This is a genomic window from Verrucomicrobia bacterium S94 (assembly GCA_004299845.1).
GTDB lineage: Bacteria > Verrucomicrobiota > Kiritimatiellia > Kiritimatiellales > Pontiellaceae > Pontiella.
In genome coordinates this window covers 2,165,899-2,186,744 of record CP036201.1, presented here as the reverse complement: position 1 = coordinate 2,186,744, position 20,846 = coordinate 2,165,899, and the positions used below count along the sequence as shown (strand labels likewise).

Annotated in this window: 23 protein-coding genes; 15 read left to right on the top strand and 8 right to left on the bottom strand. The window is 52.9% G+C overall.

Going from position 1 to position 20,846, the window contains the following annotated elements; all coding sequences use genetic code 11:
• Positions 1 to 67 precede the first annotated feature (67 nt).
• Positions 68 to 991: a GTPase Era gene (locus EGM51_09265; GenBank protein ID QBG47573.1), complete on the top strand. Its 924-nt coding sequence runs from the start codon at positions 68 to 70 to the stop codon at positions 989 to 991.
• Here EGM51_09265 and EGM51_09260 read toward each other — a convergent pair whose 3' ends face one another.
• A complete protein-coding gene (locus EGM51_09260; GenBank protein ID QBG47572.1) occupies positions 992 to 2,239 on the bottom strand; it encodes a DUF1501 domain-containing protein in 1,248 nt (415 codons plus the stop codon). It lies immediately after the preceding gene.
• Between the two features lie 10 nt (positions 2,240 to 2,249).
• On the bottom strand, positions 2,250 to 3,674 hold the full coding sequence (locus EGM51_09255; protein ID QBG47571.1) for a DUF1800 domain-containing protein: 1,425 nt from the start codon (positions 3,672 to 3,674) through the stop codon (positions 2,250 to 2,252).
• A 183-nt stretch (positions 3,675 to 3,857) separates the two neighbouring features.
• On the opposite strand from EGM51_09255, the gene EGM51_09250 reads away from it, so the two are divergent.
• The 5 genes from EGM51_09250 (at position 3,858) to EGM51_09230 (ending at position 8,552) form a co-directional block, all read left to right on the top strand.
• Complete coding sequence (locus EGM51_09250; GenBank protein ID QBG47570.1) at positions 3,858 to 6,389, top strand: tetratricopeptide repeat protein; 2,532 nt, start codon at positions 3,858 to 3,860, stop codon at positions 6,387 to 6,389.
• A 103-nt stretch (positions 6,390 to 6,492) separates the two neighbouring features.
• Positions 6,493 to 7,134 (top strand): MotA/TolQ/ExbB proton channel family protein, encoded by a 642-nt coding sequence (locus EGM51_09245; GenBank protein QBG47569.1) that lies wholly within the window; start codon positions 6,493 to 6,495, stop codon positions 7,132 to 7,134.
• Complete coding sequence (locus tag EGM51_09240; GenBank protein ID QBG47568.1) at positions 7,058 to 7,582, top strand: biopolymer transporter ExbD; 525 nt, start codon at positions 7,058 to 7,060, stop codon at positions 7,580 to 7,582. Before EGM51_09245 ends, EGM51_09240 begins: the two co-directional genes overlap by 77 nt.
• Positions 7,579 to 8,325, top strand: coding sequence for a hypothetical protein (locus tag EGM51_09235; GenBank protein QBG47567.1), 747 nt, complete (start codon positions 7,579 to 7,581; stop codon positions 8,323 to 8,325). The genes EGM51_09240 and EGM51_09235 overlap by 4 nt, the downstream gene beginning before the upstream one ends.
• Entirely contained in the window at positions 8,322 to 8,552 is a 231-nt protein-coding gene (locus tag EGM51_09230) for a hypothetical protein (GenBank protein ID QBG47566.1), read from the top strand. The genes EGM51_09235 and EGM51_09230 overlap by 4 nt, the downstream gene beginning before the upstream one ends.
• 43 nt (positions 8,553 to 8,595) lie before the next feature.
• Here the strand turns inward: EGM51_09230 and EGM51_09225 are convergent, their stop codons facing one another.
• From EGM51_09225 to EGM51_09205, 5 genes are all read right to left on the bottom strand, one after another.
• The gene (locus EGM51_09225; protein ID QBG47565.1) at positions 8,596 to 10,215 is read right to left on the bottom strand and encodes an L-aspartate oxidase; all 1,620 of its coding nucleotides are present in this window, start codon (positions 10,213 to 10,215) and stop codon (positions 8,596 to 8,598) included.
• A gap of 72 nt (positions 10,216 to 10,287) precedes the next feature.
• Entirely contained in the window at positions 10,288 to 10,560 is a 273-nt protein-coding gene (locus EGM51_09220; protein ID QBG47564.1) for a hypothetical protein, read from the bottom strand.
• A gap of 4 nt (positions 10,561 to 10,564) precedes the next feature.
• The gene (locus EGM51_09215) at positions 10,565 to 11,059 is read right to left on the bottom strand and encodes a DUF3592 domain-containing protein (protein QBG47563.1); all 495 of its coding nucleotides are present in this window, start codon (positions 11,057 to 11,059) and stop codon (positions 10,565 to 10,567) included.
• 105 nt (positions 11,060 to 11,164) lie between these two features.
• Entirely contained in the window at positions 11,165 to 12,247 is a 1,083-nt protein-coding gene (locus tag EGM51_09210) for a peptide chain release factor 1 (protein QBG47562.1), read from the bottom strand.
• Positions 12,248 to 12,377: 130 nt separating this feature from the next.
• Positions 12,378 to 12,584 carry a 50S ribosomal protein L31 gene (locus tag EGM51_09205; protein ID QBG47561.1) on the bottom strand — a complete coding sequence of 69 codons (207 nt, stop codon included), beginning with the start codon at positions 12,582 to 12,584 and terminating at the stop codon, positions 12,378 to 12,380.
• A 148-nt stretch (positions 12,585 to 12,732) separates the two neighbouring features.
• Here EGM51_09205 and bamD point away from each other — a divergent pair, with 148 nt between their 5' ends.
• From bamD to EGM51_09175, 6 genes are all read left to right on the top strand, one after another.
• Positions 12,733 to 14,238, top strand: a complete 1,506-nt coding sequence (gene bamD, locus EGM51_09200) for an outer membrane protein assembly factor BamD (protein ID QBG47560.1) — start codon at positions 12,733 to 12,735, stop codon at positions 14,236 to 14,238.
• 113 nt (positions 14,239 to 14,351) lie between these two features.
• A complete protein-coding gene (locus tag EGM51_09195) occupies positions 14,352 to 15,575 on the top strand; it encodes a tetratricopeptide repeat protein (protein QBG47559.1) in 1,224 nt (407 codons plus the stop codon).
• Entirely contained in the window at positions 15,572 to 16,390 is an 819-nt protein-coding gene (locus EGM51_09190) for a hypothetical protein (GenBank protein QBG47558.1), read from the top strand. The genes EGM51_09195 and EGM51_09190 overlap by 4 nt, the downstream gene beginning before the upstream one ends.
• 174 nt (positions 16,391 to 16,564) lie before the next feature.
• A complete protein-coding gene (locus tag EGM51_09185) occupies positions 16,565 to 17,155 on the top strand; it encodes a MotA/TolQ/ExbB proton channel family protein (protein QBG47557.1) in 591 nt (196 codons plus the stop codon).
• 21 nt (positions 17,156 to 17,176) lie between these two features.
• Positions 17,177 to 17,608: a biopolymer transporter ExbD gene (locus EGM51_09180; protein QBG47556.1), complete on the top strand. Its 432-nt coding sequence runs from the start codon at positions 17,177 to 17,179 to the stop codon at positions 17,606 to 17,608.
• Positions 17,609 to 17,610: 2 nt separating this feature from the next.
• On the top strand, positions 17,611 to 18,051 hold the full coding sequence (locus tag EGM51_09175; protein ID QBG47555.1) for a biopolymer transporter ExbD: 441 nt from the start codon (positions 17,611 to 17,613) through the stop codon (positions 18,049 to 18,051).
• A gap of 53 nt (positions 18,052 to 18,104) precedes the next feature.
• Here EGM51_09175 and EGM51_09170 read toward each other — a convergent pair whose 3' ends face one another.
• Complete coding sequence (locus EGM51_09170; GenBank protein ID QBG47554.1) at positions 18,105 to 19,052, bottom strand: ribonuclease HIII; 948 nt, start codon at positions 19,050 to 19,052, stop codon at positions 18,105 to 18,107.
• A gap of 88 nt (positions 19,053 to 19,140) precedes the next feature.
• Here EGM51_09170 and EGM51_09165 point away from each other — a divergent pair, with 88 nt between their 5' ends.
• From EGM51_09165 to EGM51_09155, 3 genes are all read left to right on the top strand, one after another.
• Positions 19,141 to 19,596, top strand: a complete 456-nt coding sequence (locus tag EGM51_09165; GenBank protein ID QBG47553.1) for a hypothetical protein — start codon at positions 19,141 to 19,143, stop codon at positions 19,594 to 19,596.
• Positions 19,597 to 19,657: 61 nt separating this feature from the next.
• Positions 19,658 to 20,221 (top strand): hypothetical protein, encoded by a 564-nt coding sequence (locus EGM51_09160; protein QBG47552.1) that lies wholly within the window; start codon positions 19,658 to 19,660, stop codon positions 20,219 to 20,221.
• A gap of 15 nt (positions 20,222 to 20,236) precedes the next feature.
• Positions 20,237 to 20,797 (top strand): hypothetical protein, encoded by a 561-nt coding sequence (locus EGM51_09155; GenBank protein QBG47551.1) that lies wholly within the window; start codon positions 20,237 to 20,239, stop codon positions 20,795 to 20,797.
• Positions 20,798 to 20,846 lie beyond the last annotated feature (49 nt).

Here is a 20,846-nt window from a genome sequence, read left to right as displayed (position 1 = left end):
CAACGCCGAAAAGCAAATCAGCGAATATTCTTTATCCGGATTTCCAATCCCTGTAAAACCCGCTCGCATGAGTGAAGAGCATACAGAAGTTACAGGCCCAGGAAGGTCCGGTATCGTAGCCATTGTCGGCCGGACCAATGTCGGGAAATCGACGCTGCTGAACCATCTTGTCGAAGAGAAGGTCAGCATTGTCAGTGATACGGTTCAGACCACACGGAATGTGATCCGCGCTATTCTGACCGAGGAACGCGGACAGCTTGTATTTCTGGATACGCCCGGAGTGCATAAGGCGGAGGGTGAGCTGGGTAAAAATCTGAACAAAGCCGCCCGTTCAGCCGTGCAGGGGGTGGACGCCATTCTGCTGGTGCTGGATGGGGCTTCGAAACCTGAGCTGGAGGATGATGGCTGGTTCCGGCGGATCACTCGCGAAGAAGCTCCGGTGATTGTGGCTCTGAATAAATGCGATCGCCGCTACAGCTGCGCCGATCAATACCATGAAATGTGGGAAGCCGTTAAAGCCGACCGGGGATCGGACAAGGAGGTCTCCTGGATGGAGGTCTCTGCGCTGCAGGGTGATCATATGCCCGAACTGCTTGCAACGCTGTTCGAGACGGTACCCGAGGGAGAACCGCTGTTCCCTGACGATATCCTAACGGACTATCCGCGGAAACTGAATATTGCCGATGTGATCCGGGAAAAATATTTTCAGCGTCTGGAGCAGGAGCTTCCGCACGCCCTGGCGATCTGGGTTGAGGATATCGATGAGCAGGAAAAAAAGTGGACGGTTGAGGTTTCGGTCATGGTGGAACGCCATTCCCAGAAAGGGATCGTGATCGGGAATAAAGGGCGCCTGATCAAATGGGTGCGCGAGCAGGCTGAAAAAGAACTATACGACATGTACGGCGTTCGCTTTAAGCTCAATCTCTGGGTCAAAGTTGAAAAAAACTGGCGTAAGAATTTCTGGATTCTCAAGAAGCTTGGTTATGCCTGATTAGATAAATTCCAGGGGCTGGAATTTTTTCAGCAGTACCGGGATGGAATCCACTTTCATATGTTTTTCAAGCAGCGTGGCGTAAATGCGACGATAGTCTGTGGTGTGGGCGAGATCGCCTTTGAGCAGATTTTCGGGGGCGAGATCGGGCCGTCTGCCATAGAAGCCGCCTTTCACGGCTCCGCCGATGATAAAGACCGGTGCCGCGACGCCGTGGTCGGTTCCTCCGGAGGCATTTTCTTTGACGCGCCGGCCGAACTCGGAATAGACCATTACGGCTACGCGCCGGTTGTGCCCGGTGTTTTCCAGTTCAATATTGAATTCAAGCAGGGCTTCGGAAATTTCTTTCATGAGGCTGGCGTGCGATCCGGCCTGATTGGTATGCGTGTCGAATCCGCCTCGTGAAAGATAATAGACCTTCGACGGCATGCCGCCGCGGATGAGTTGAGAGACCACTTTGAGTTCCTGAGCAAAACGGCTCTGCGGATAGTCACGTTGCGGTTTGACTTTTGTGAGGATGGTATCAATCTGCTGTGCGCTGACCCGGGCCTCGGTTGCCGTTTTTTCGAGATAGGCGAGAGGATCAAGTGTTCCGGAAACCGGAGATTGCCCTCCACCGGAAAGTGCAGCGATGGACGCTCCCGACATTTCGTCCGCGTCGTCCATACCCATCATACTCATCATCAGATCTTCATTGCCGCGCGCTTTCCGGATGTTGAGCTGGCGGGGGTCATAAAAGGTCACTCCGGTGGGCATGGCGGCGGCAAAGGCCTGTGGGTTCTGTTTGCCGATGGCGAGTCCGACGCTGGCTGGATGACCGGCGCAATAGGTGTCGAAATAACGGCCGAGCCATCCGTGCTGTTCCACGGTGTCGGCATCGGATCCGGTATGCCAGATTTCGGTGGCGCGGAAATGGGAGCGGTTGGGTTCGGGGTAGCCCACGCCTTCGACGATGGCAAGCTGACCGGTCTCATACAGGGTTCTGAACCCGCCGAGATCGGGATGCAGTCCTGTGGTATCGTTGAGTTTCAGCGCGGCGGAAGGTTTGATGGCCAGTTTTGGGCGGGCTCTGTAATAATAGTCATTATCAATCGGGATGACGGTATTCAGACCGTCGTTTCCTCCGGCAAGCTGAATGATGACTGTGACGGGATCGGCGGCAGACGGCAGGTCGGCATAGAGGTTTGAAGTGGAGAGGGCGATGGTTCCGCCAAAGGCCGTCGTGTAGATGAATTCGCGTCTTTTCATGGTCTTACTCCTAGGTGAGCTGATATTGCGGTGTACTCATCAAGACATGAAGGATATTCCGGACATCGGAATCTGTCCAGTCACTGACCGGCTTGAGGTGGTTAAAATAACCGCTGATTCTGCTGCGGTCGGCAGGGGAGAGAACGGTTTGATAAATCTTCAGTTCGAGGTGGCTGCGCGCCTGCTCGAGGCTGTTTCTTTTATTCCAGGGCAGTACATCGGCGGTATTGACGACATATCCTCCGGAACGTTGTTCTTTTTCATTTTCCTGTCTACGCTGATTGACCAGCTGTTTTGCGAAGTTGTAGCGTGCTGTCAGTGAGGAGGTGGTGATCCAGGCATAGCCGCCGTCCCAGCCTTTTACATTGGGTGGTACAAACAGTTCCTGTCCGAGCGTGCGCAGCATGTTGATGCTCTGGCGGGTGTCGGGCTGTCGGATGCCGAGGGCAATGCAGGAGCCGACGAGCCACTGCACGGGACTTTTGATCTGTGTACGCAGGGCTTCCGGACTGTAGAAGGCTTCGCTCATGAACATGGTTTTGAGCAGCGGCTGCAGTTCGTAGTTGTTTTCACGGAATTGTGCGGCGAGTTCCTGTGCCGTTTCCGGAGAGGGAATTTTGCCGACGAAAAAAGTCCAGAGTCTGGAAACCAGGAATTCCGCGGCCTGATCCTGTTCGAGAATGATCCGGATGATATCGTGTCCATCAAAATTTCCGGTCCGGCCGAAGAAGGTTTTCGGTTTGCGATCGTGATTCCGGACATTATTGAAAAATGTGTATCGTTGCGGATGGACCATCCAGCCGGTGAACGCACGGGCGGCTTCCTTGATGTCGTCTTCGGTATAATGACCTTCACCGAGGGTGAAGAGTTCCATCAGTTCTCGGGCATAATTTTCGTTCGGGGCCCCGGCGCGGGAACGGGTATTGTCGAGATAAATGAGCATGGCGGGATCCTGCGAAACGGCGGTGATGAGCTGCTTCCAGTTGCCGAAGGCGTTACTGCGGAAGGTCCGATTCTGGGCATACATCATATAAGCCGAGCGGACTTTGCGGCTGCTGGTGGCAAAGTGACCATGCCAGAAAAGGGTCATTTTTTCCTGCAGAGGGCAGGGGGAACTGATCATGCGTTTGAGCCACCAGCCGGTCAGTTCCTGCTGTTGGCGGCGGGTTTCGCGTTGCTGTTCCCGACGGTAACGTCGCCGTTCTTCGTCGGAGAGAGCGCGTAGCATCCGAAGATTCGGTTTAATGGCGGATTCGGGAGTCACCCATTTCGGCGGAGGGATGTTGTCCGGGGGCTGAAACAGTGTGTTGACCGTTTTTTCCAGAGATCGGGATGCGGCGGCATCAATCTGTTCCGGTGTTGCGCCGAAGCCGCTGCGAACCAGCAGGTGCGCCGCACATTGATAATTCCAGTTTTGTGGCTGCAGCATTTTCATGGTTCGGCAGAGCTCCTCTCTGCAAGGGTTGACGGTGCCTGGACCTGTCAAACGGACAGCATCACTGCGATATTGTGATAAAAATTACCGGCGTCGGCAAAATTAACAGGCGACAGAACGGGAAAAAGGGCTTTTATATTACCCGGTCATTGGAAATAATGACGGCTAATTAATGGACATTCTATGCGGCTATCCTATTTATCCATATTATTTTTTTCAGCGTTGTTTATTGCTTTCAAAGCGGTTGCACAGGAACCGGTTCCAAAGCCGCTGAGCTCGCGTTATCCCAACATCCGCGCTTCGCTGGATGATGGTTTTTTTGTGCTGGCGGAACAGCAGGCCCGCGGAGTGGTGCTGCTTGAACCGAAAGAGGAGGAGGCCATTGAGGCCAACCTGCTTTTAGCGCATGCGCTCTGGGGACAGAAGCGGTACTCCGAACTTTTGCTGGAGCTGAAAGGCCTTTCCGGGGATCCGGGATTTGCCTATTGGCGTGCCCGAGCTCATTTCGAATTACGTCAGTATGCCCAGGCACTGGAGATCCTGAATACAGCCGGGGAAGAGCTTGCCAACAGTCGGTATGCACCTTCCGCATTGCGGCTTAAAGGTTTTATGGAAAAAAAGACCGGTCAGCTTGCGGCGGCAGAGGCTACCTATACGCAGTTTGCCGATCATTTTCCGAATCATCAATATCTGACTGAAAACCGGTTTGATCTTGCCGAGGTATACGCGTTGCAACTGCGCATCCCCGAAGCTATCGCGCTGTATGAACAGCTGGGTGAATCGGAGAACACCAATACGGCATCACGGGCAAAACTGAAACTCGCCCATCTGCTTTATACACAGGGGGCAGACGAAAATACCGAGCGGGCCCGTGGACTTCTGACCGGACTTGCTACCAATGAAAATTTGAAACTGCTTTACCGCATTGATGCCTGGGTTGATCTGGCGGCACTGGAGCAGAAGGTCGGCGACCTTCAGGCAACCGAGGCGGCAATGCGCTCGGGGATTGCACTCTCGCCGGATGCACGCCAGCGGGTGCCGTTGAAACTGGCGTTGGCGAGACTGCTCCTGGGAGAGGGGAAAACTGAACCTGCATTGAAGCTGCTGGAAGAGTGCCGTGCGGAGGCCCCGGATCAGGAGATTGCGGCTGAGCTGCAGTTGGAAAAGTCCAATGCGCTGTTTCAGGCCAAACGCTATCAGGAGGCGGCGGAGGCCTATCAGGTGTATCTTGATGTAGCTGTGGATGAAGCCGGGCTGGCGGAGGCGTATTACGGCAAAGGGCTGTGCCTCTGGGAGCTGGCCCGATATGCCGAAGCCGCGAGTATTTTTGATAAAGCTTACAAAGCGCTGAAAGATCCGGAACTGCAGGCAAGTGTACTGTTCAAGGCGGCGGACAGTTATTTCAAGGCGGACCGGCTTGAGGATGCAGAGAAACGGTACCGCTCGTTTGTAACCGATTTCCCGACGCACGATAATATGCCGAATGCGCTTTATCAGCTGGGCCTTTCCCTGATGCGGATCGGTCGTCGTGATGAAGCTCTGACCACCTTCGGTATCCTGGAGTCCAACCATGCGCAAAGTCCGTTCGCCGAGCAGGCAGCACTGCGGTCGGCCGATGTACTGCGAGCCAATCGGGAATGGGATGCCGCATTGGAAAAGTATGATCAGATTATCAGTACCTATACCAATGAATCCACAGCCGCCACCTGCCGGTTTATGCAGGGGCTGGTGCTTTATGAATATTTAAAGCAGTACCCCGAGGCTCAGAAGGCCTTCGAAGAGGTGATTGAAAAATATCCGGATAGCGAATATGTGGAGCAGGCTGAGTTTATGCGGGGTTTCAGTATGGCGTTGCAGGGATTCTATGAGGAGTCGATTGAAGCCTGCATGGGGTTCATTGAAAAATATCCCGAGTCGGAATGGTCGCCTAAAGTGATCTTCTGGCTGGGGGAGCAGTTTTATAATCAGGGGCGTTATGATGAGGCTGAGCCGCTTTTTCTGCGGATTGCCAGGGATTTCAAGGGGCACGAATATGCGGCTCGTGCGCTTTATTGGGCCGGTCGGGCGGCGGCGGCACAGTCGAACTATGTGGAGGCCATCGAACGGTATTCAGAGGTGGCGAAAACCTATCCGGACAGCGATATCATGCCGCAGGTGCGTTTTGCGCAGGGCGACACGCTGACGGAACTCGGTCAGTTCGCCCGGGCGATTCTGGCGTTTGAGGAAATTATTAAAAATTATCCTGATAGTTATCTGGTTAATTCGGCTTGGGGACGGAAGGGCGATTGCCAGTTTTCGCTGGGGGTGGATAATCCCGAACGGTATGTAGAGGCGATGAATTCGTATCAGGCGATTCTTGACCGTCCGTCGGCGCCGATCGGACTGAAGCTCCATGTGGAAAACAAAATCGGAGAGTGTCTGGAAAAGACAAATGTTTCGGATAAGGCGTTCAGCCGCTATATGAATGTGGTCTATACATTTATCAATGAAGATGTTGAGCGGTCTCCCTACACCATTACGTGGTTTACCCGTTCGGCCCGTTCAGCCGGTGCAATCAAAGAACGGCAGCGCGCCTGGAAAGAGGCTGTACAGGTTTATGAACGACTGCTCGAAGCTGATGTGAATGAATCGGCTAATCAATGGGCGGAAGAACGAATTGCTAAAATTAAACAGGAAAACTGGCTGCTCTTTCAGGAGCAGGAGGAGGCGGAATAGGTATGATGTTTTCTGATTGCCGATTAATCGGTTCACGGGCCCGGGCGGGTCTGTTCTGGCGATATGAAATCAAAAATGCGTATTCAGATTCCCGGAGGTGCTTATGTTGGAACTGATGGTTAAGGGAGGCTGGATTATGTGGCCGATACTGGTCTGCAGTATTGCCGCTGCTGCACTTTTTCTGGAGCGGGTGTTTCATCTGCATCGTGCGCAGATCAAACAGGATGATTTTCTGAGCGGAATCTATACGATTGTAAACCGCGGAAATACGGCTGAAGCTGTTTCGATATGCGATCAGACTCCGGGTCCGGTCGCACACATTATCCGCACGGGACTGCTGCATGCCGATGAAAAGCCGGAAGAGTTGAAGCAGACCATAATCAAAGCCGGTCTGGGAGAGATTCCGCGTCTGGAGAAAAATCTGGGCGGTTTGCTGACGATTGCCCAAATTACACCTTTATTGGGCCTGCTGGGCACTGTAGTGGGGCTGATTCAGATTTTCATGGCCATGCAGCAGCATGCGCCGCTGGCTGAGATCGGGGATCTGGCCGGCGGAATCTGGCAGGCGCTGATCACGACTGCGGTTGGTCTCTGTGTTTCCATTCCCGCTTTTGCCGGTTATAACTTTCTGTTGAGCCGGGTGGAGCGCATTACGCTGAATATGGAATATGCCGCCGAAGAGGTTTATCATTTTCTGGTTTATGACCGCATCGAAGGCGGAGTTGACGGTAATGAAACCCTTTGATCCTCATAAAAAAAGCCAGCAGCTCAGAAATTTCAAACCCACCCGAAAGCCGGCAGGGGTGTTTACTATCGCTCTGGGTTTCTGCGATTCCGCATTACTGGCACTGGCCTTTTTTCTGGCGGTTTCACCGTTTGTCATGCAACCGGGTATTAACATTACATTGCCGGCATCTCCGTTTTCCGGCGGTGCGCGGTTTGGGTCGATGGTGCTCTCGATTACGCGTGGCGAATGGTACTATTTCAATAATGAGCGGTTGGATGAGGCCGGACTGCGCGAGGCACTTCGTACAGCAGCGTTGCGGCATCGGGACAGTGTACTGATCATCGAGGCCGATGAACATGTTTCGCATGGTACCGTAGTAAAAGCCTGGAATGCGGCACTCGAAGCCGGAATCACCGAAGTGTCGATTGCAACGCGCATTTCCGCTGTTGACGAGGAGGTGCCGTGAGTCGGACTTCTTCCATGGGAATACTGAAGGCGCTAGGTCTGGCTGCAGGAATTCACGTCCTGCTGTTTATTCCGGTCCACCCGTTGGAGGATCCGGAGGGCGGAATTAACATGGATGTGCCGGCCACGCGTTATCAGGCTGGTGGTCATACCGCATTTCCCATGTCCGGCCCCGGTGTTCGCACGGTTTCTTCTCCGGTTCTTTTTTCGCTGCCGTCGAGTATCGGGTTCAGTCGCGAATTTCTCGGTGATCGAATCCAAACTCCTCGTTTTGATCCAGGTTCAGGCAAACCGGAGCGATTTCTTGATGTGCAGGGGATGCACCGAAGGAACGAACTCAATTCGTCCGAGCTCATGCTTACAACGTCGATCGGTTCTGGGCCTGGAGTCCCGGACGATATTTACCGTGCTGCGCCTGAAAAAACTGCTGCCCGGCGGGTATCAATTGCGCCGGAACTGAAATCGCGCGTGGTGGGTGGAATTGTGCTGCCGGCGGAGCTGAATCAGGACGTTTCCAAACCCTGGGCGGTACGTGCTGAAGTCAGTATTTCCGAGCAGGGGGTGGTACAGCATGTTTTTCTTGAAAAACCACTTGATTCCGCTCCGCTCAACCGGAGTGTTCTGAAAATGCTGTACGGGCTGAATTTCAGTGCGGGTAAGCCGGTGGAGGGCATTGTGGAAATCTACTCTCCTGAAACTCAGCCTGCGCCGGAGTCTGTATCCGATGCAGAGGAGGGAAAATGATAGCCCTTGATGTTGAAATACTGCTGATGGTATTTGTATCAGCACCGTTGCTGGTGACCGGCATTCTTGCGATTTTCTATAATCTCCGGGCGAAGCACCGCCCGATGCGTGAGCGTGAGAGTATTTATGAGTGTTCCAACTGCGACCACGTCTATGCCTTTGCCCGGAACCGGCCTATGGACCGCTGCCCGCGCTGCGGTCATCTGAATGAAGCCGTGAGAACATAGGTCGTCGGCGCGGGATCAGCGGCTCAGGAGCAGCTCTCTGGTTTTATGTCAGCGGTCCGCCGGGTTCGTCGTGAATGACGGTATGTTCGAGCTCATCGGAGGTTTCCGGATGATCTGACATGAAATGCAGCCCGCGGCTCTCTTTGCGCTGTTCGGCGGAGCGGATGATCAGCTCGGCGACATCGGCGATGTTTCGCAGTTCGAGCAGGTCGGCGGTTACGAGATAGTCGCCGTAATACTGTTTGATTTCCTGCCGCAGATTACGGATGCGTGAACGTGCGCGTGCGAGGCGGCGTTCGGTGCGGACAATACCGACATAGTCCCACATGGCGGTGCGGACCTCATTCCAGTTATGCTCGACCACGACCGCTTCGTCGGATGATACGGCTTGACCGCAGCGCCAGTCGGGAATGACGGCATCTTCGCTGAATTCTTTCCAGACCCTGGAAATTTCGACGGCGGTGGCGTGGCCGCAGACGAGAGCTTCGAGCAGGGAGTTGCTGGCAAGGCGGTTGGCACCGTGCAGTCCGGTACTTGCCACTTCGCCGCAGGCATAGAGACCGGGAAGGGCGGTTTTCCCATTCACTTCGGCCACGACGCCGCCACACGAATAGTGGCAGGCCGGAACGACGGGAATCGGTTCTTTGGCCATATTCACGCCGTAGCGCAGGCAGGCATTGTATAGATTCGGGAAGCGTTCGCGCAGGAAAGATTCGGAGCGGTGGGAAATATCGAGATAAACGAATTCATCGCCGTGTTTTTTCATGACGGCGTCGATGGCGCGGGCAGTGACATCGCGAGTGGCCAGGGAGCCGCGTTCATCGAAATCCTTCATGAACTTCCGGCCGCGGACATCCATGAGTTCGGCACCTTCTCCGCGAACTGCTTCCGAAATCAGAAACGATTTGGCATCGGGATGATAAAGACAGGTCGGGTGGAACTGCACAAATTCCATATTGCGGATCGGCAGACCGGCGCGCCAGGCCATGGCAACGCCGTCGCCGGTGGCGACATCCGGATTAGAGGTGTATGGATAGACTTTTCCTATGCCGCCGGTCGAAAGGACCGTGCATTTTGCGTGCACTGCAAAAATCTCCTCGGTTTTTGAATCGAGAAAATAGGCGCCGATGCAACGGTTCTGGCCGGGATGGTTAATCCAGTCGGTGGTGACGAGGTCGATCGCCATCAGATTCTCGCGCAGGACAATGTTTTTATTTTCTTTGGCGCGTAGAATAAGCGTCTGCATCATTGATTTGCCGGTAATGTCGCCTGCGTGCAGAATCCGGCGGTGTGAATGGCCGCCTTCCTGACCCAGGTCATATTCGGTCTCTTTGCCTTTGAGTTTGCTCAGATCAAATTCAATACCGAGTTCTTCCAGTTCATGGATGCGGTCATAGCCGCTGCGTACGATTGTTTCGACCACGTCCGGATCACTCAGTCCGCAGCCGGTGCTGAGGGTGTCCTCTACGTGCGCCCGCACCGTGTCATCGGGATCGATAACGCAGGCGATGCCGCCCTGGGCATAGAAACTATTGCATTCGGAAGCTTCAACTTTGGTTGCGACGAGCACTTTGCCATGTTTGGAAAGTTCCATTGCTGCGGTCAGGCCGGCGAGGCCGGAGCCGATTACGAGAAAGTCTGCATTCTGGGGTGTGTTTTTCATGGGAAACGAAATTAAGGGTCAGGTTGACCGGCATCAGTGAATTGTTTCAGTTTCACGTATGCCCTGAGTTCCTTATGCCTTTTGCCTCACTTGTTCTTTTTCGGTTTCAGCGTCTGCTTTAATTTTGGCGATGGTCTGCTGACGGGTCTGTTGAATGAGGCCGGCTTTGGCAGGGTCCTGTTCAGCAGCGAGCTGCTGATCGAACATAATTTCGGTTTCGGCGACTTTGGCCTTCATTTTTGAATCGATTTCAGCGATGGCCGCTTTCTGTTCGTTGGAAAGTTCGGTGGATTCACCGCCAAAGCGTTCCATTGCGAGTTCGTATGCACTTTTCATTCCGCTCATCTAATCATCCTTTCGGGCGAGGAATATACGTCTCCTGTTCTGCAAATAAAAGGATTAGGCGTCCGTTTCTTGCGGGTAGACGAGGAGGAGGAATTCCTTTTTCATGTCGGGCCAGTGTGGGATACTGCCGTGGAAAACCAGTTGTCATTGGATTCCGTCGTAGTTTCCCGGGCGGAAAGCGTTTTTCAAGGCGTTTAATGTTACCGATATTTGAGGTGGTTAAATATCGTCTTTTCCCGATCCGGTTTGCACTGCAGGTATGCCCGTCGACGGAATAGGTGTAGCTGACAAAGAGGCGGAAGCCTTCGTGATCATCATCGATTCTGCTTGTTACAATCCTGAAGGAGGTCTGCACCCATTGCTGCATGGCTTTGACGTCCTGCAGGGCATTCCATTCCTGTTGCACAAACCGTGCGCCGATGAATGCGAAGAACAGCCCGAATCCGCTGAACAGCATTCTGCCGGTCAGCCTGCGGCCTTTTGATGACGAAACCCTCATAGATCACCCGGTTCCATTTTCAGGAGAATAACTTAAAGCAGGAAGGGTGCGTAAATACACAGCGGCAGCCTGGATGTATAAACCGGCAGAAAAGCAGGGCGCAGCTTATTTTTTCATCTGCTGTTTGATGCGTTGCTCAATGTCATGCTCGTAGAGAGCCGTAAGAATTTCATCGAGCGCACCTTCCATGATGCGGTCCAGTTTATAAAGCGTAAGATTGATCCGGTGGTCGGTGAGGCGGTTCTGAGGATAGTTGTAGGTCCGGATTTTCTCGGAACGGTCACCGGAGCCGACCATGGATTTGCGCTCGGAAGCCTGCTCTTCGGCGGCTTTGCGCTGCTGGTCGTCGTAGAGTTTGGCGCGCAGCATTTTCATGGCAGCGGCTTTATTCTTGTGCTGGGAGCGTTCGTCCTGACACTGCACGACCACGCCGGAGGGAATGTGGGTGATGCGGATGGCGGAGTCGGTGGTGTTGACGTGCTGTCCGCCGGCACCCTGTGCGCGGTAGGTGTCGATGCGGAGGTCTTCGGTTTTGATCTCGATATCAACATCCTCTACTTCAGCCAGTACGGCGACGGTGGCGGCGGAGGTGTGGACGCGGCCCTGTGTCTCGGTTTGCGGAACGCGCTGTACACGATGGGTTCCGCCTTCATGTTTAAGCACTTTATAGACATCTTCGCCTTCGGCGGAAAAGGAGATTTCTTTGTAGCCGCCGGATTCGGATGGGCTGACGTCGAGTACCTTGTGTTTCCAGCCGCGCACATCGAAATAGCGGGTGTACATGCGGTAGAGGTCGCCGGCGAAAATCGCAGCTTCGTCGCCGCCGGTGCCGGCGCGGATTTCCATAATGACGTTACGGGAGTCGGTCGGGTCCGGCGGAATGAGCGCAATTTCCATTTCGCGTTCGGCGGCGGGCAGCTGTTCGGTGATTTCCGTGAGTTCCATTTCGGCCATTTCCCGGAGTTCGTCGTCGGAGTCAGGGTCGGCGAGAATGGCTTCGGATTCGGCTTTGGAATTGGCAAGGTTGATGACTTTGGCGGCGCATTCGGCGAGTTTTTTCTGGTGGCCGTATTCGCGCATGCATTCCTGCATTTTTTTGGGGTCAGACGAAATTTCGGGCAGCGACATGCGGCTTTCAAGTTCGCTGATATTGGACTGGAGCTGATCTAAATAGGCTTGGTCGACCATGGTTCACCTTCGTTTTAACCGCAAAAGTCCGGGATTTTCGAAGCGAGGGCTTTGCGATACCTTAATAGTGTTTAAACGCAAAAAAGCCGAACGTGCTTTCGCAGGTTCGGCTTTGCTAAAGGCAAATCGACTAATACATACCTTCGGCGAAACGCTTTTTGAAGCGGTCGACGCGGCCTTCGGTATCGATCAGTTTTGCGCTTCCGGTGAAGAAGGGGTGGCAGCTGGAGCATGTGTTGACATGCATTTCCTTAACGGTGGAACGAGTGACAATCTCGTTACCGCAGGAGCAGCGGATGGTCGCTTCTTCATACTTCGGATGAATATCTGCTTTCATGGTAAAATCCTCTAGTTCTTTAAGGGAGCGAGGTTTTTATAGGAACAGCGGGCTTGACGCAAGGCAGATTTTTCTTTTTTTCGACTTTGCACTTTCGTCCTTTCAGAGGCTTGAGTAGAGTTTTTCACCTATGTTGAATGCGCATAAAATGTCCGGGCTGTTAACGGGTCTGCTGACGGCGGGGCTTCTTTTCGGGGCTGAAGCTCAGCAGGAATTGCGGCAGCGGGGGCGGGGAATGACGCGAAGCGAGCTGGCACGTCTGAATCCGCAATCCGAATCCACCAGTGTGCTGCTGGAATCGGCCAAGGCTCTGCTGAAGAATGAGCAGCTGGAGGATGCGCTGCCTTTTCTGGAGGAAATTCTGGTCCGTCTGGAAGGGGATAACGAGAAAAAGGCCCGGCAGACGCTGGCGTTTACCCTTTATCAACTGGCTTACTGCCAGATGCAGCTGGGGGAATATGTTTCCGGTGCGCGAAATTTTGTCCGCTTTGCGGATGCGTTTCCGGATGATCCGCAGCAGGAATCGGCCCGGGTGATGGCAGCTCAGTGTCTGACGATGGTGCAGCAGTGGCCGGCGGTGGAGGAGCAGGCGATGCTGGTGCTGCGGAATCTTCGGCTGGCTGAGGCGTTGAAAATCCCGGTAACGCAGCTGCTGGCGGAAGCGCGGTATCAGCAGGAGAAATGGGCCGAGGCGGTCAAGCCGCTGTCGGCACTTTACCGGATGGCGAAGACGGATACGGTCCGGTCGGGGGCGGCGGTTATGCTGGTGACCTGTTATGTGCGCCTTAATGATTTTCAAAACCTTTTCCGGTTTCTGCCGCGTTGTGATAGGGCCTCGCGGCATGATGTCGGGCTGAATCTGGCTCTGCTGGAGGCGGGCGATTCGCATTATAATAACCATGAATTTCAGAAGGCGCTGCTGCTCTATCGTCTGGTGCTGACCAAAGCAGAGCTGACAGCACATTATGAACAGCAGCTGCGCGATATCAAAACGGCGATGAAACCGTTTGTGGCGGACGGAAAGCAGACGCTGACGGAATACAAGGAGCGGCAGTTGAAGCAGCAGCAACTGTTTGACCGGTTGAAGGCGCAGTATGATGTGATCGTTAATTTTCAGGATTATGACATGGATGTTCTGCTGCGCATGGCCCAGTGCTATAATGATCTGGGGCGGAACTGGCCGGCCCATGCGATTTATCAACGGATTTTTGATGAAAATCCGGGCAGTGAACTGGCGGATCAGGCGCGTTATTCTGCGTTTACGGTAATGATTGATGAGCGAGAATGGGCGATAGCTACGGCGGAGGGGTATGCCTATATCGAGCAGATGCCGAACGGGGAATTCCGTGATGATGTGACGCTGAATCTGATGCAGGTGCATATGACCCGGCAGCAGTTTGAGCTGGCATATGAGATGGGGCGAAAGGCGTTGGAACTTTCGCCGAACCATAAGTATATCGATCAGATTACGTATCTGATGGGATACATCCGTTTCAAGAGTCTGGATTATCAGGAGGCGTTGCGGCATTTCACCAAGGTGCTCGGGATGTGGCCGGAGAGCCGGTATTATGAATCTGCGGAATACTGGCGGGCGATGACGCTTTTGTTTCTGGGGAATTTGAAAAGGCGGAGCCGGCCTTTGCGGGGTATCTGAGTAACCCGAAGTATGAGAAACGGCTTTATGAAGAGGATGCTTCATACCGGCTGGGTATTGCGCAGTATGGCGCAGAGAAATTTGTGGCGTCGGAGGAGACTTTCCGGTCTTTTGTGAAACGTTATCCGGACAGTACGCTGTTGTCGGAGGCTTATGCAATGCTGGGTGATCTGCGTGCGGCTGAGGGTGATCTGGATGTGGCACTCGATTTTTACGGGATGGCCCGGGAGAAGGCGCTGAATATCGGGCAGGTGAACTATCCGTTGTTTCAGGCGGCCAAGGTGCTGGAGATGGAGCAGCGTTATGCCGATATTGTGGAAATGATGTCGGACTATCTCAAGGAGTATGGGGCGGAGGGTGATTTTGCCAGTGCGGCGAACTGGAAGGGCAAAGCCTATAAGGGAATGAATCAGTATGCCCGTGCGTTGGAAACCTATTTTGAGGTTGTGAATGCCTACGGAAATGAGGCGTTTAAGGGTGGAGTGGATCTGATCCTGAATGAGATTGTGAGTGACTACCGGAATCCGGATCTTGCGGTCCATAAACCCATGATTATGGAGGCGCTGGAAGAGCATCTGCAGGCGGTTTCCGGGAGAGCGGAGCGAACGCTGGAATTGCGCTATCAGACTGTTTTGGCCGAAATTACGGAGGGGGGCGAGCGTGAGGCTTTTGTGGGTGCGGTGGTGCGGTCCGAAAATATTCCGGCTGCGGGGTCCGGCACGTTGCTGCTGATTGCCCGTGAGGCGGTGAAGCGGGAGGATTGGGTGCTGGTTCATGAAGCGTACGAGCGGTTTATGGTCCATTTTCCGGTTTCGAACCATATGCTCTATATTATGATCGCAGATCTTGATGCGCTGATCGGGGAGGAGCGGTATCCCGAAGCGGTTGAGCGTTCCGAGGAGATTCTGTTGAAGTTCGGGTACAGTAAATCGGTGGGGTATGCGCGGAAGCGGCGCGGTGATGCGTTCCGGATGTCGGGCGATTTCGAGCGGGCGCTGGAGGCGTATACCGAGGTGCTTTCCATTCGGGAATGGCGCGGGGCGCTGACGCCGGAGGCGTTGTATTGGTCGGGGATCTGTAAAATGGAGCTCGGGGCGGTCGATGAGGCTTTTGCCTATTTTCAGCGAATCTATGTGTTGTACGAAGATTATACGGAATGGGTGGCGCCGGCTTATATGAAGAGTATTCAGTGTATGGAAACACTGGGCGGCTACGAACAGGAAATTATTAATACGCTGCGGGAAATGCTGGCGAACGAGGAAGTGGCGGCCACGCCGGAGGGGATTGAGGCGGCGATGCGGCTTGGGGAGCTTCGGGCCGGGGAGGTGGTACCATGAGGATGCGGTCTAAAACCGTCGCAGTGATCTTGCTGTCGATGCTTACTGTTGCGGCGAAGTCGCAGTATGCCGCGAAAGTAACGCTGAATTCGGGACATTCCTTTGTGGTGAAGGCGCTCAATATTCAGGGCGATCGGCTGATGCAGGATACAGGTTCTTCGTCGTTTGCTTTGTCGATGATTCAATCCATTGAGTTCCGTTTTTCGGGGGTTGGGTTAAGTATGTGTGAATCGATGTTTTATCGTGGCGACCGCAAAGCGCTTGAAGGACTGCTGGAGCAGTATGTCGGTCCGGTGGCGCAATACAGTGCTCTGCCGACCAATCTGGGCGATTATCTGGTGTGGTGGCTGAGGTGCCAATATTGGAACGGAAATACCGGTGGTGCCGGTACCACGGTGGGTTATATTCGGAAAACCGGAAACGAACGAGATATGGATGTGGCGGGGATGTATTTCGCGCTGATGCTGCTGGATCAGGGCAATGTGGAGAATGCCCGGACTGTTTTCTCGGACATTGGAAATCCGGCGGACATTTCGGAGCCTATGACGGAATATATTCAGGGGCGGTTTGCTTTGGAGGCGGGGAAACTGAAAACCGCGATGCAGCATGTGGCTAAAATTATCGCTTTTCATATTCGGGATGAGGAGTGGCTGCCGCCGGCCACGGTGCTGGAAGCAGAGATTTATCAGAAGCTGGGGCAGCCGGTTAAGGCTGCGGCGGTTGCGGACGAACTGATTATTGCCTATCCGAATTCGCGTTGGAGTAAGCGGGGCGAAACGATTAAAATGGAATCAACTGGAAGCCGTGGAGGTTAGCGTTATGAAAAAAGGTTATTTCGGAGTTTTTGCAATGGTTGTGCTGCTTGTTGGCATGATGCTGCCGATTGCAACGACGCTTGCGCAGGAGGCCGGGGTGGATGCTGCCGCGGTTCAGGCTGAGGCTGCGGAGTCGGTTACACTCGGAACTCTGCTGAAGCAGGGGGCTGGGCCATGTATCCGCTGGGGCTGTTTTCGGTGGCGATGTTTTATTTTATCATTCGGAATCTTCTGCTTCTTCGCGAAAAAAATATGCTGCGGCAGGATTTGAAAGAGCGGATTGAGGAGCTGATGCGCAAGCGCGATGTGCAGGGTATTCGTAGTCTATGTGCGGAAAATGACAGTTTGATTACGGCGGTGCTCGATGCCGGAATGGAACGGATTTCCGAGGAGCACGATTATGATGCGCAGCATGTGATGGAGGCGATTGAGGAGGCGGGCAATGAACAGATGGTGATCTTCATGAAGCCGATCAATTTTCTGTCAATCATCGGCGGAACGGCACCGATGCTCGGTCTGCTCGGCACGGTTTCGGGGATGATTAAGGCGTTTTCGATTATTGCACAGGGCGGCATGGGGGACCCGGGCAAACTGGCCGGCTCCATTGGCGAGGCGCTCATTACAACGGCAACCGGTCTGGTGATTGCGATTCCCGCGATGATTGCTTATTTTCTTTTCAAGAATAACTTCATCAAAACCATGTCGACCATGGGGCGTCTGGTCGGGCATTACATGAATATTTTCCGTTACGCTAAAGTGGACTGATTCTGAAAGCGGGCGGCTTCTTTGAAGTTTAAAATTCCAGCTGAAGGCGGCGAAGACGAAATCAACATGGCTCCCATGATTGATATGGTCTTTCTGCTGTTGATTTTCTTTATGGTGGCTTCGCATATGTCGAAGATGGACCGCACGCCGGTTGAGCTGCCGGTGGCGGATGAGTCGAAAGTTCCGGAGGATGCGCGCGGGCGCCGCCTGATCACGATCCGGTCTCAGGACCATACGGGTGAGAAGGTGGATATTATTATGAATCTCAAGCCGGTTCTGGTTGAGGAGATTGCCCCCTATGTACGAAAACTGCTGAGTGAGGATCCGAAGACGGAGATCTATCTGCGGGCCGACCGCTATGCAAAACATAAGCATGTTAAAGAGGTTATGGCGGCCTGTGCTGAAGGCGGAGTGGTGAATGTTATTTTCGCAACGTTTGAGTCGGGGAACTGAGCATGAAGTCCTGGATCGAAGAGCTCATCAATGAAAAAACGGAGCTGCAGATTGCTCCGCTCATCGATGTGGTGTTTCTGTTGCTCATCTATTTTATGGTCAGCGCGCAGTTAAAGCGTACGGAGGCGGATCTGGATCTTGCGCTGCCCGGCGCCGTTTCGGTGTCAACTCAGATGGAGATGCCGGATGAGCAGATTATCGAGGTACTCGCGTCCGGTGAAATTGTGCTGAATAACAAGGTGTATGCCTCGCCGGATAAATCCGATCTGGCTGATCTTGAATATACGCTTCTACGGTATGCCCAGGCGGCAAAGATTTCTAAAACCAAAGCGGTGATCACGATTGCTGCTGATGATGATGCGGTGCACGAGCGCGTGATTGATGTGCTCAACGCCTGCGCCGGTGCCGGCATAAAAAATGTGACGTTCGGGACTGCGGAGTAGTTTCCCGTCCCTATACACATTTTCAACGTCTGGCCTGTTCGGGCGGATGAGTGTTAATCGGGACGGGGTAGGTCGCTGCGGGAATAACCGACTTCAGCAAGCACCTTATCCGTAGTCTGAAAATGACATTTTGCAACATCGAGTAAAATTCCCGGTCCCTTGTCGGCGATCAGTTTTTCCGCTGCCCGCCGTACCTTGTCCGATGCTCCTTTGGGCACTTCAAATCCATGTATTTTTCCCATCTGTTTCAGGGCATATACGAAGCCGGCGCGTGCCAGAATGGAGGCCGCTGCTACTGCGGGATCGGATTCGGCTTTTGTGCGCTGATCCAGTTTTATTTTCTGTCCTTTTTCCATAAGAGCACGCTCAATCTGGTGGGTCGGGCCGAATTTGTCGGACAGGGCGCGAGGACAGTCCGGAACTTTTTCGAGCAGGTTTTCGATAGCGCGCGCATGGCCCCAGGCCAGCATTTTATTTACGTTTCGTATTTTAGAATACATCCGGTTGTAGGAGCGCGGTCCGATCGTGATCATGGCGCAGCGGTCGCCGAGCAGTTTTCGGATATCGCGCGCCATATTTAATGCAACATTGTCGGATGAGATTTTTTTGGAGTCGCGAACGCCCAGTTCTCTAAGTTTTTCGACAAGCTCTTCGTTGACGTAGGCCGATGCAATAACAAGCGGTCCGAAAAAATCGCCTTTCCCGGATTCATCGATGCCCATGTGCGGCTGGATGGCTTCCGGGTCGTGGAAATCTTCGTAGCCTAGGCGGGCTTCGTGTAAAATTTCGGTTTCCAGAGTGAAGGTGATCCAATCGCGGGCGGCTTTTCCCTGTACGAGCAGTTTGCCCGAATTGTACAGATTGATGCGACAGTCCGGAATGGATACGGCGATGCGGGTGTGCGGCACTTTTTCAGGCAGATATGCAGGGGAGCTGAGGAGTTCAAAAACCGCGTTCTGTTGTTCCGGTGTGAGTTTATAGGTAAAAGAGTTGGTTTTCATGAGGTTTCCGTAGTTAAATTATTAGTATAAGTAATAAGGGTTGACGCGGAAAGATGTAATTTAGCGCGTTGTATGAGGTGTGTCGAAGATGAAAAAAAACGGAATTGTATTGATGGTTGTCATGATCGGTTTCGTCTTTGCGAGTTCTTCCTCTGCGTCGAAAATGTCCGCATCCGATTCCCAGGTTCCTACTCATGCTGACGCCGCGATGGTGTTCGGAAAGTATTTCGGTTTATTTGAGCGGTATGTGGATAAGAACGCTTCGCTATCGGACTGTGTTTCCTTTTTCAATGATCAGGGTGTTTATTTCGGCTTAATGGAAGTGGTTAATGGAACCGAGTTTACCTTGAAAGATTGTGCCAGGGTTATGGGACAGATTGAGTTGCTGTTTTCGGGAGAGGCAGAGTATTTTATGGGGAAAGTAAAGTTGCCCAAAGGCATTGCCTCCTGGGAAGAATTCTGTATTATTAATCGTGTTGATTATAGAGAGGGCTATGCGGCGTTGGTTGATACCCTGAAAATATTGTCTCGTTTAAAGCATTAGTTTTACTTGCGTATAGAAGTGTTTTTTTATAATTGTTGGAAAATTAACTAAAGGATAGGGCATGATTAGACACAGTTTTATCTTTGGTTTGGCCGTTACGGCTTTGTGCGGGCTGGTTCCCAGCCATGCTATGGGGCAGGAAGCTGCCTCAAAAGAGGCTTCAATTATCACTAACTCCGATTCGGCCGTGGCCGACGCGGAGGCTGAAGTTGAAAAGGCCCGTATGGCAATTGAAAAGGGGAAGCAGCTTATCGTATCTATTCCTGAAGATTCTCCTTTGATGTCTGAGGTGGCCAGCGTTCTGGAGGCGGCTTCTGATAACTGGAAGATTGCGATTGATTCTCTGAAAGGTGCTAAAGTGAGTGCATCGAAGATTGCAACAGCCTCATCTGATGAAATTGCAAACGATTATGCTTTGCTTGCAAAGGTGAATGCCGGGGTTGCTCATTCCGGTGCCAAAGTGGTTCAGATTGCTCTGCTTTACATAGAGGCTGTTGCTGAAGATAAGACTGAAACGTTACCGGTAATGCGTACTTCTCTGCAGGATGCTTTGGCATCCAGTTCTCAGGTTCAGTTTAACTATGAGCGTGTTAAAAAAATTATTGCTCAAAAATATTCAAAATAGAAGGAGAGAGGGATTATGAAAAAGCTTTCCAAAATAATGTTGGTAACAGTCGGTTTGGGGTTAACCTCGCTTACAGCATCTGCTGTGGATCCTGCCGGTGCAGCGAGTGATTTGTCGGAGATCGCAAAGATATCCGTGGATGCCAAGGCTGCCTTGGCGGAAGCCGCAAGTTCTGGAAATGCCGAGCTTGTGGCTGAGGCTGGCGAGCGTTCGGATGCTGTTGATGCCGCAATGGCTATGGCACTTGATGCGTATTCCGCAATGGAAAAGGCCGTTGAGAGCGGAGATGAAGATGCTGCTCAGTCCGCTGTTGATGATATAGCTGATGCTTTGCAGAAGGCGAAGGATGCGATTAATGGCGTAATTGCTTTAGATGTTAAAGAAGCTGTTAAGGATCGGACGGAAGCAGCAAATGCCAATACGGGTGGTAGCGCTTGGGGAGCTTATGATCCCCCGAACGTGTATGATGTCCCTTGGGATTCCGCTCGTGTAAGAAATTTTTATCAGCGGCAGTTTGGCAATCTCTGGGCTTCTTTGGGTAATACGCCTCGGGATTCCGAAGCTACGCCGGAATGATCTTACTATAGGGCGAAATTAATTATTTAGGTTGTTTAAGGGAGTTATA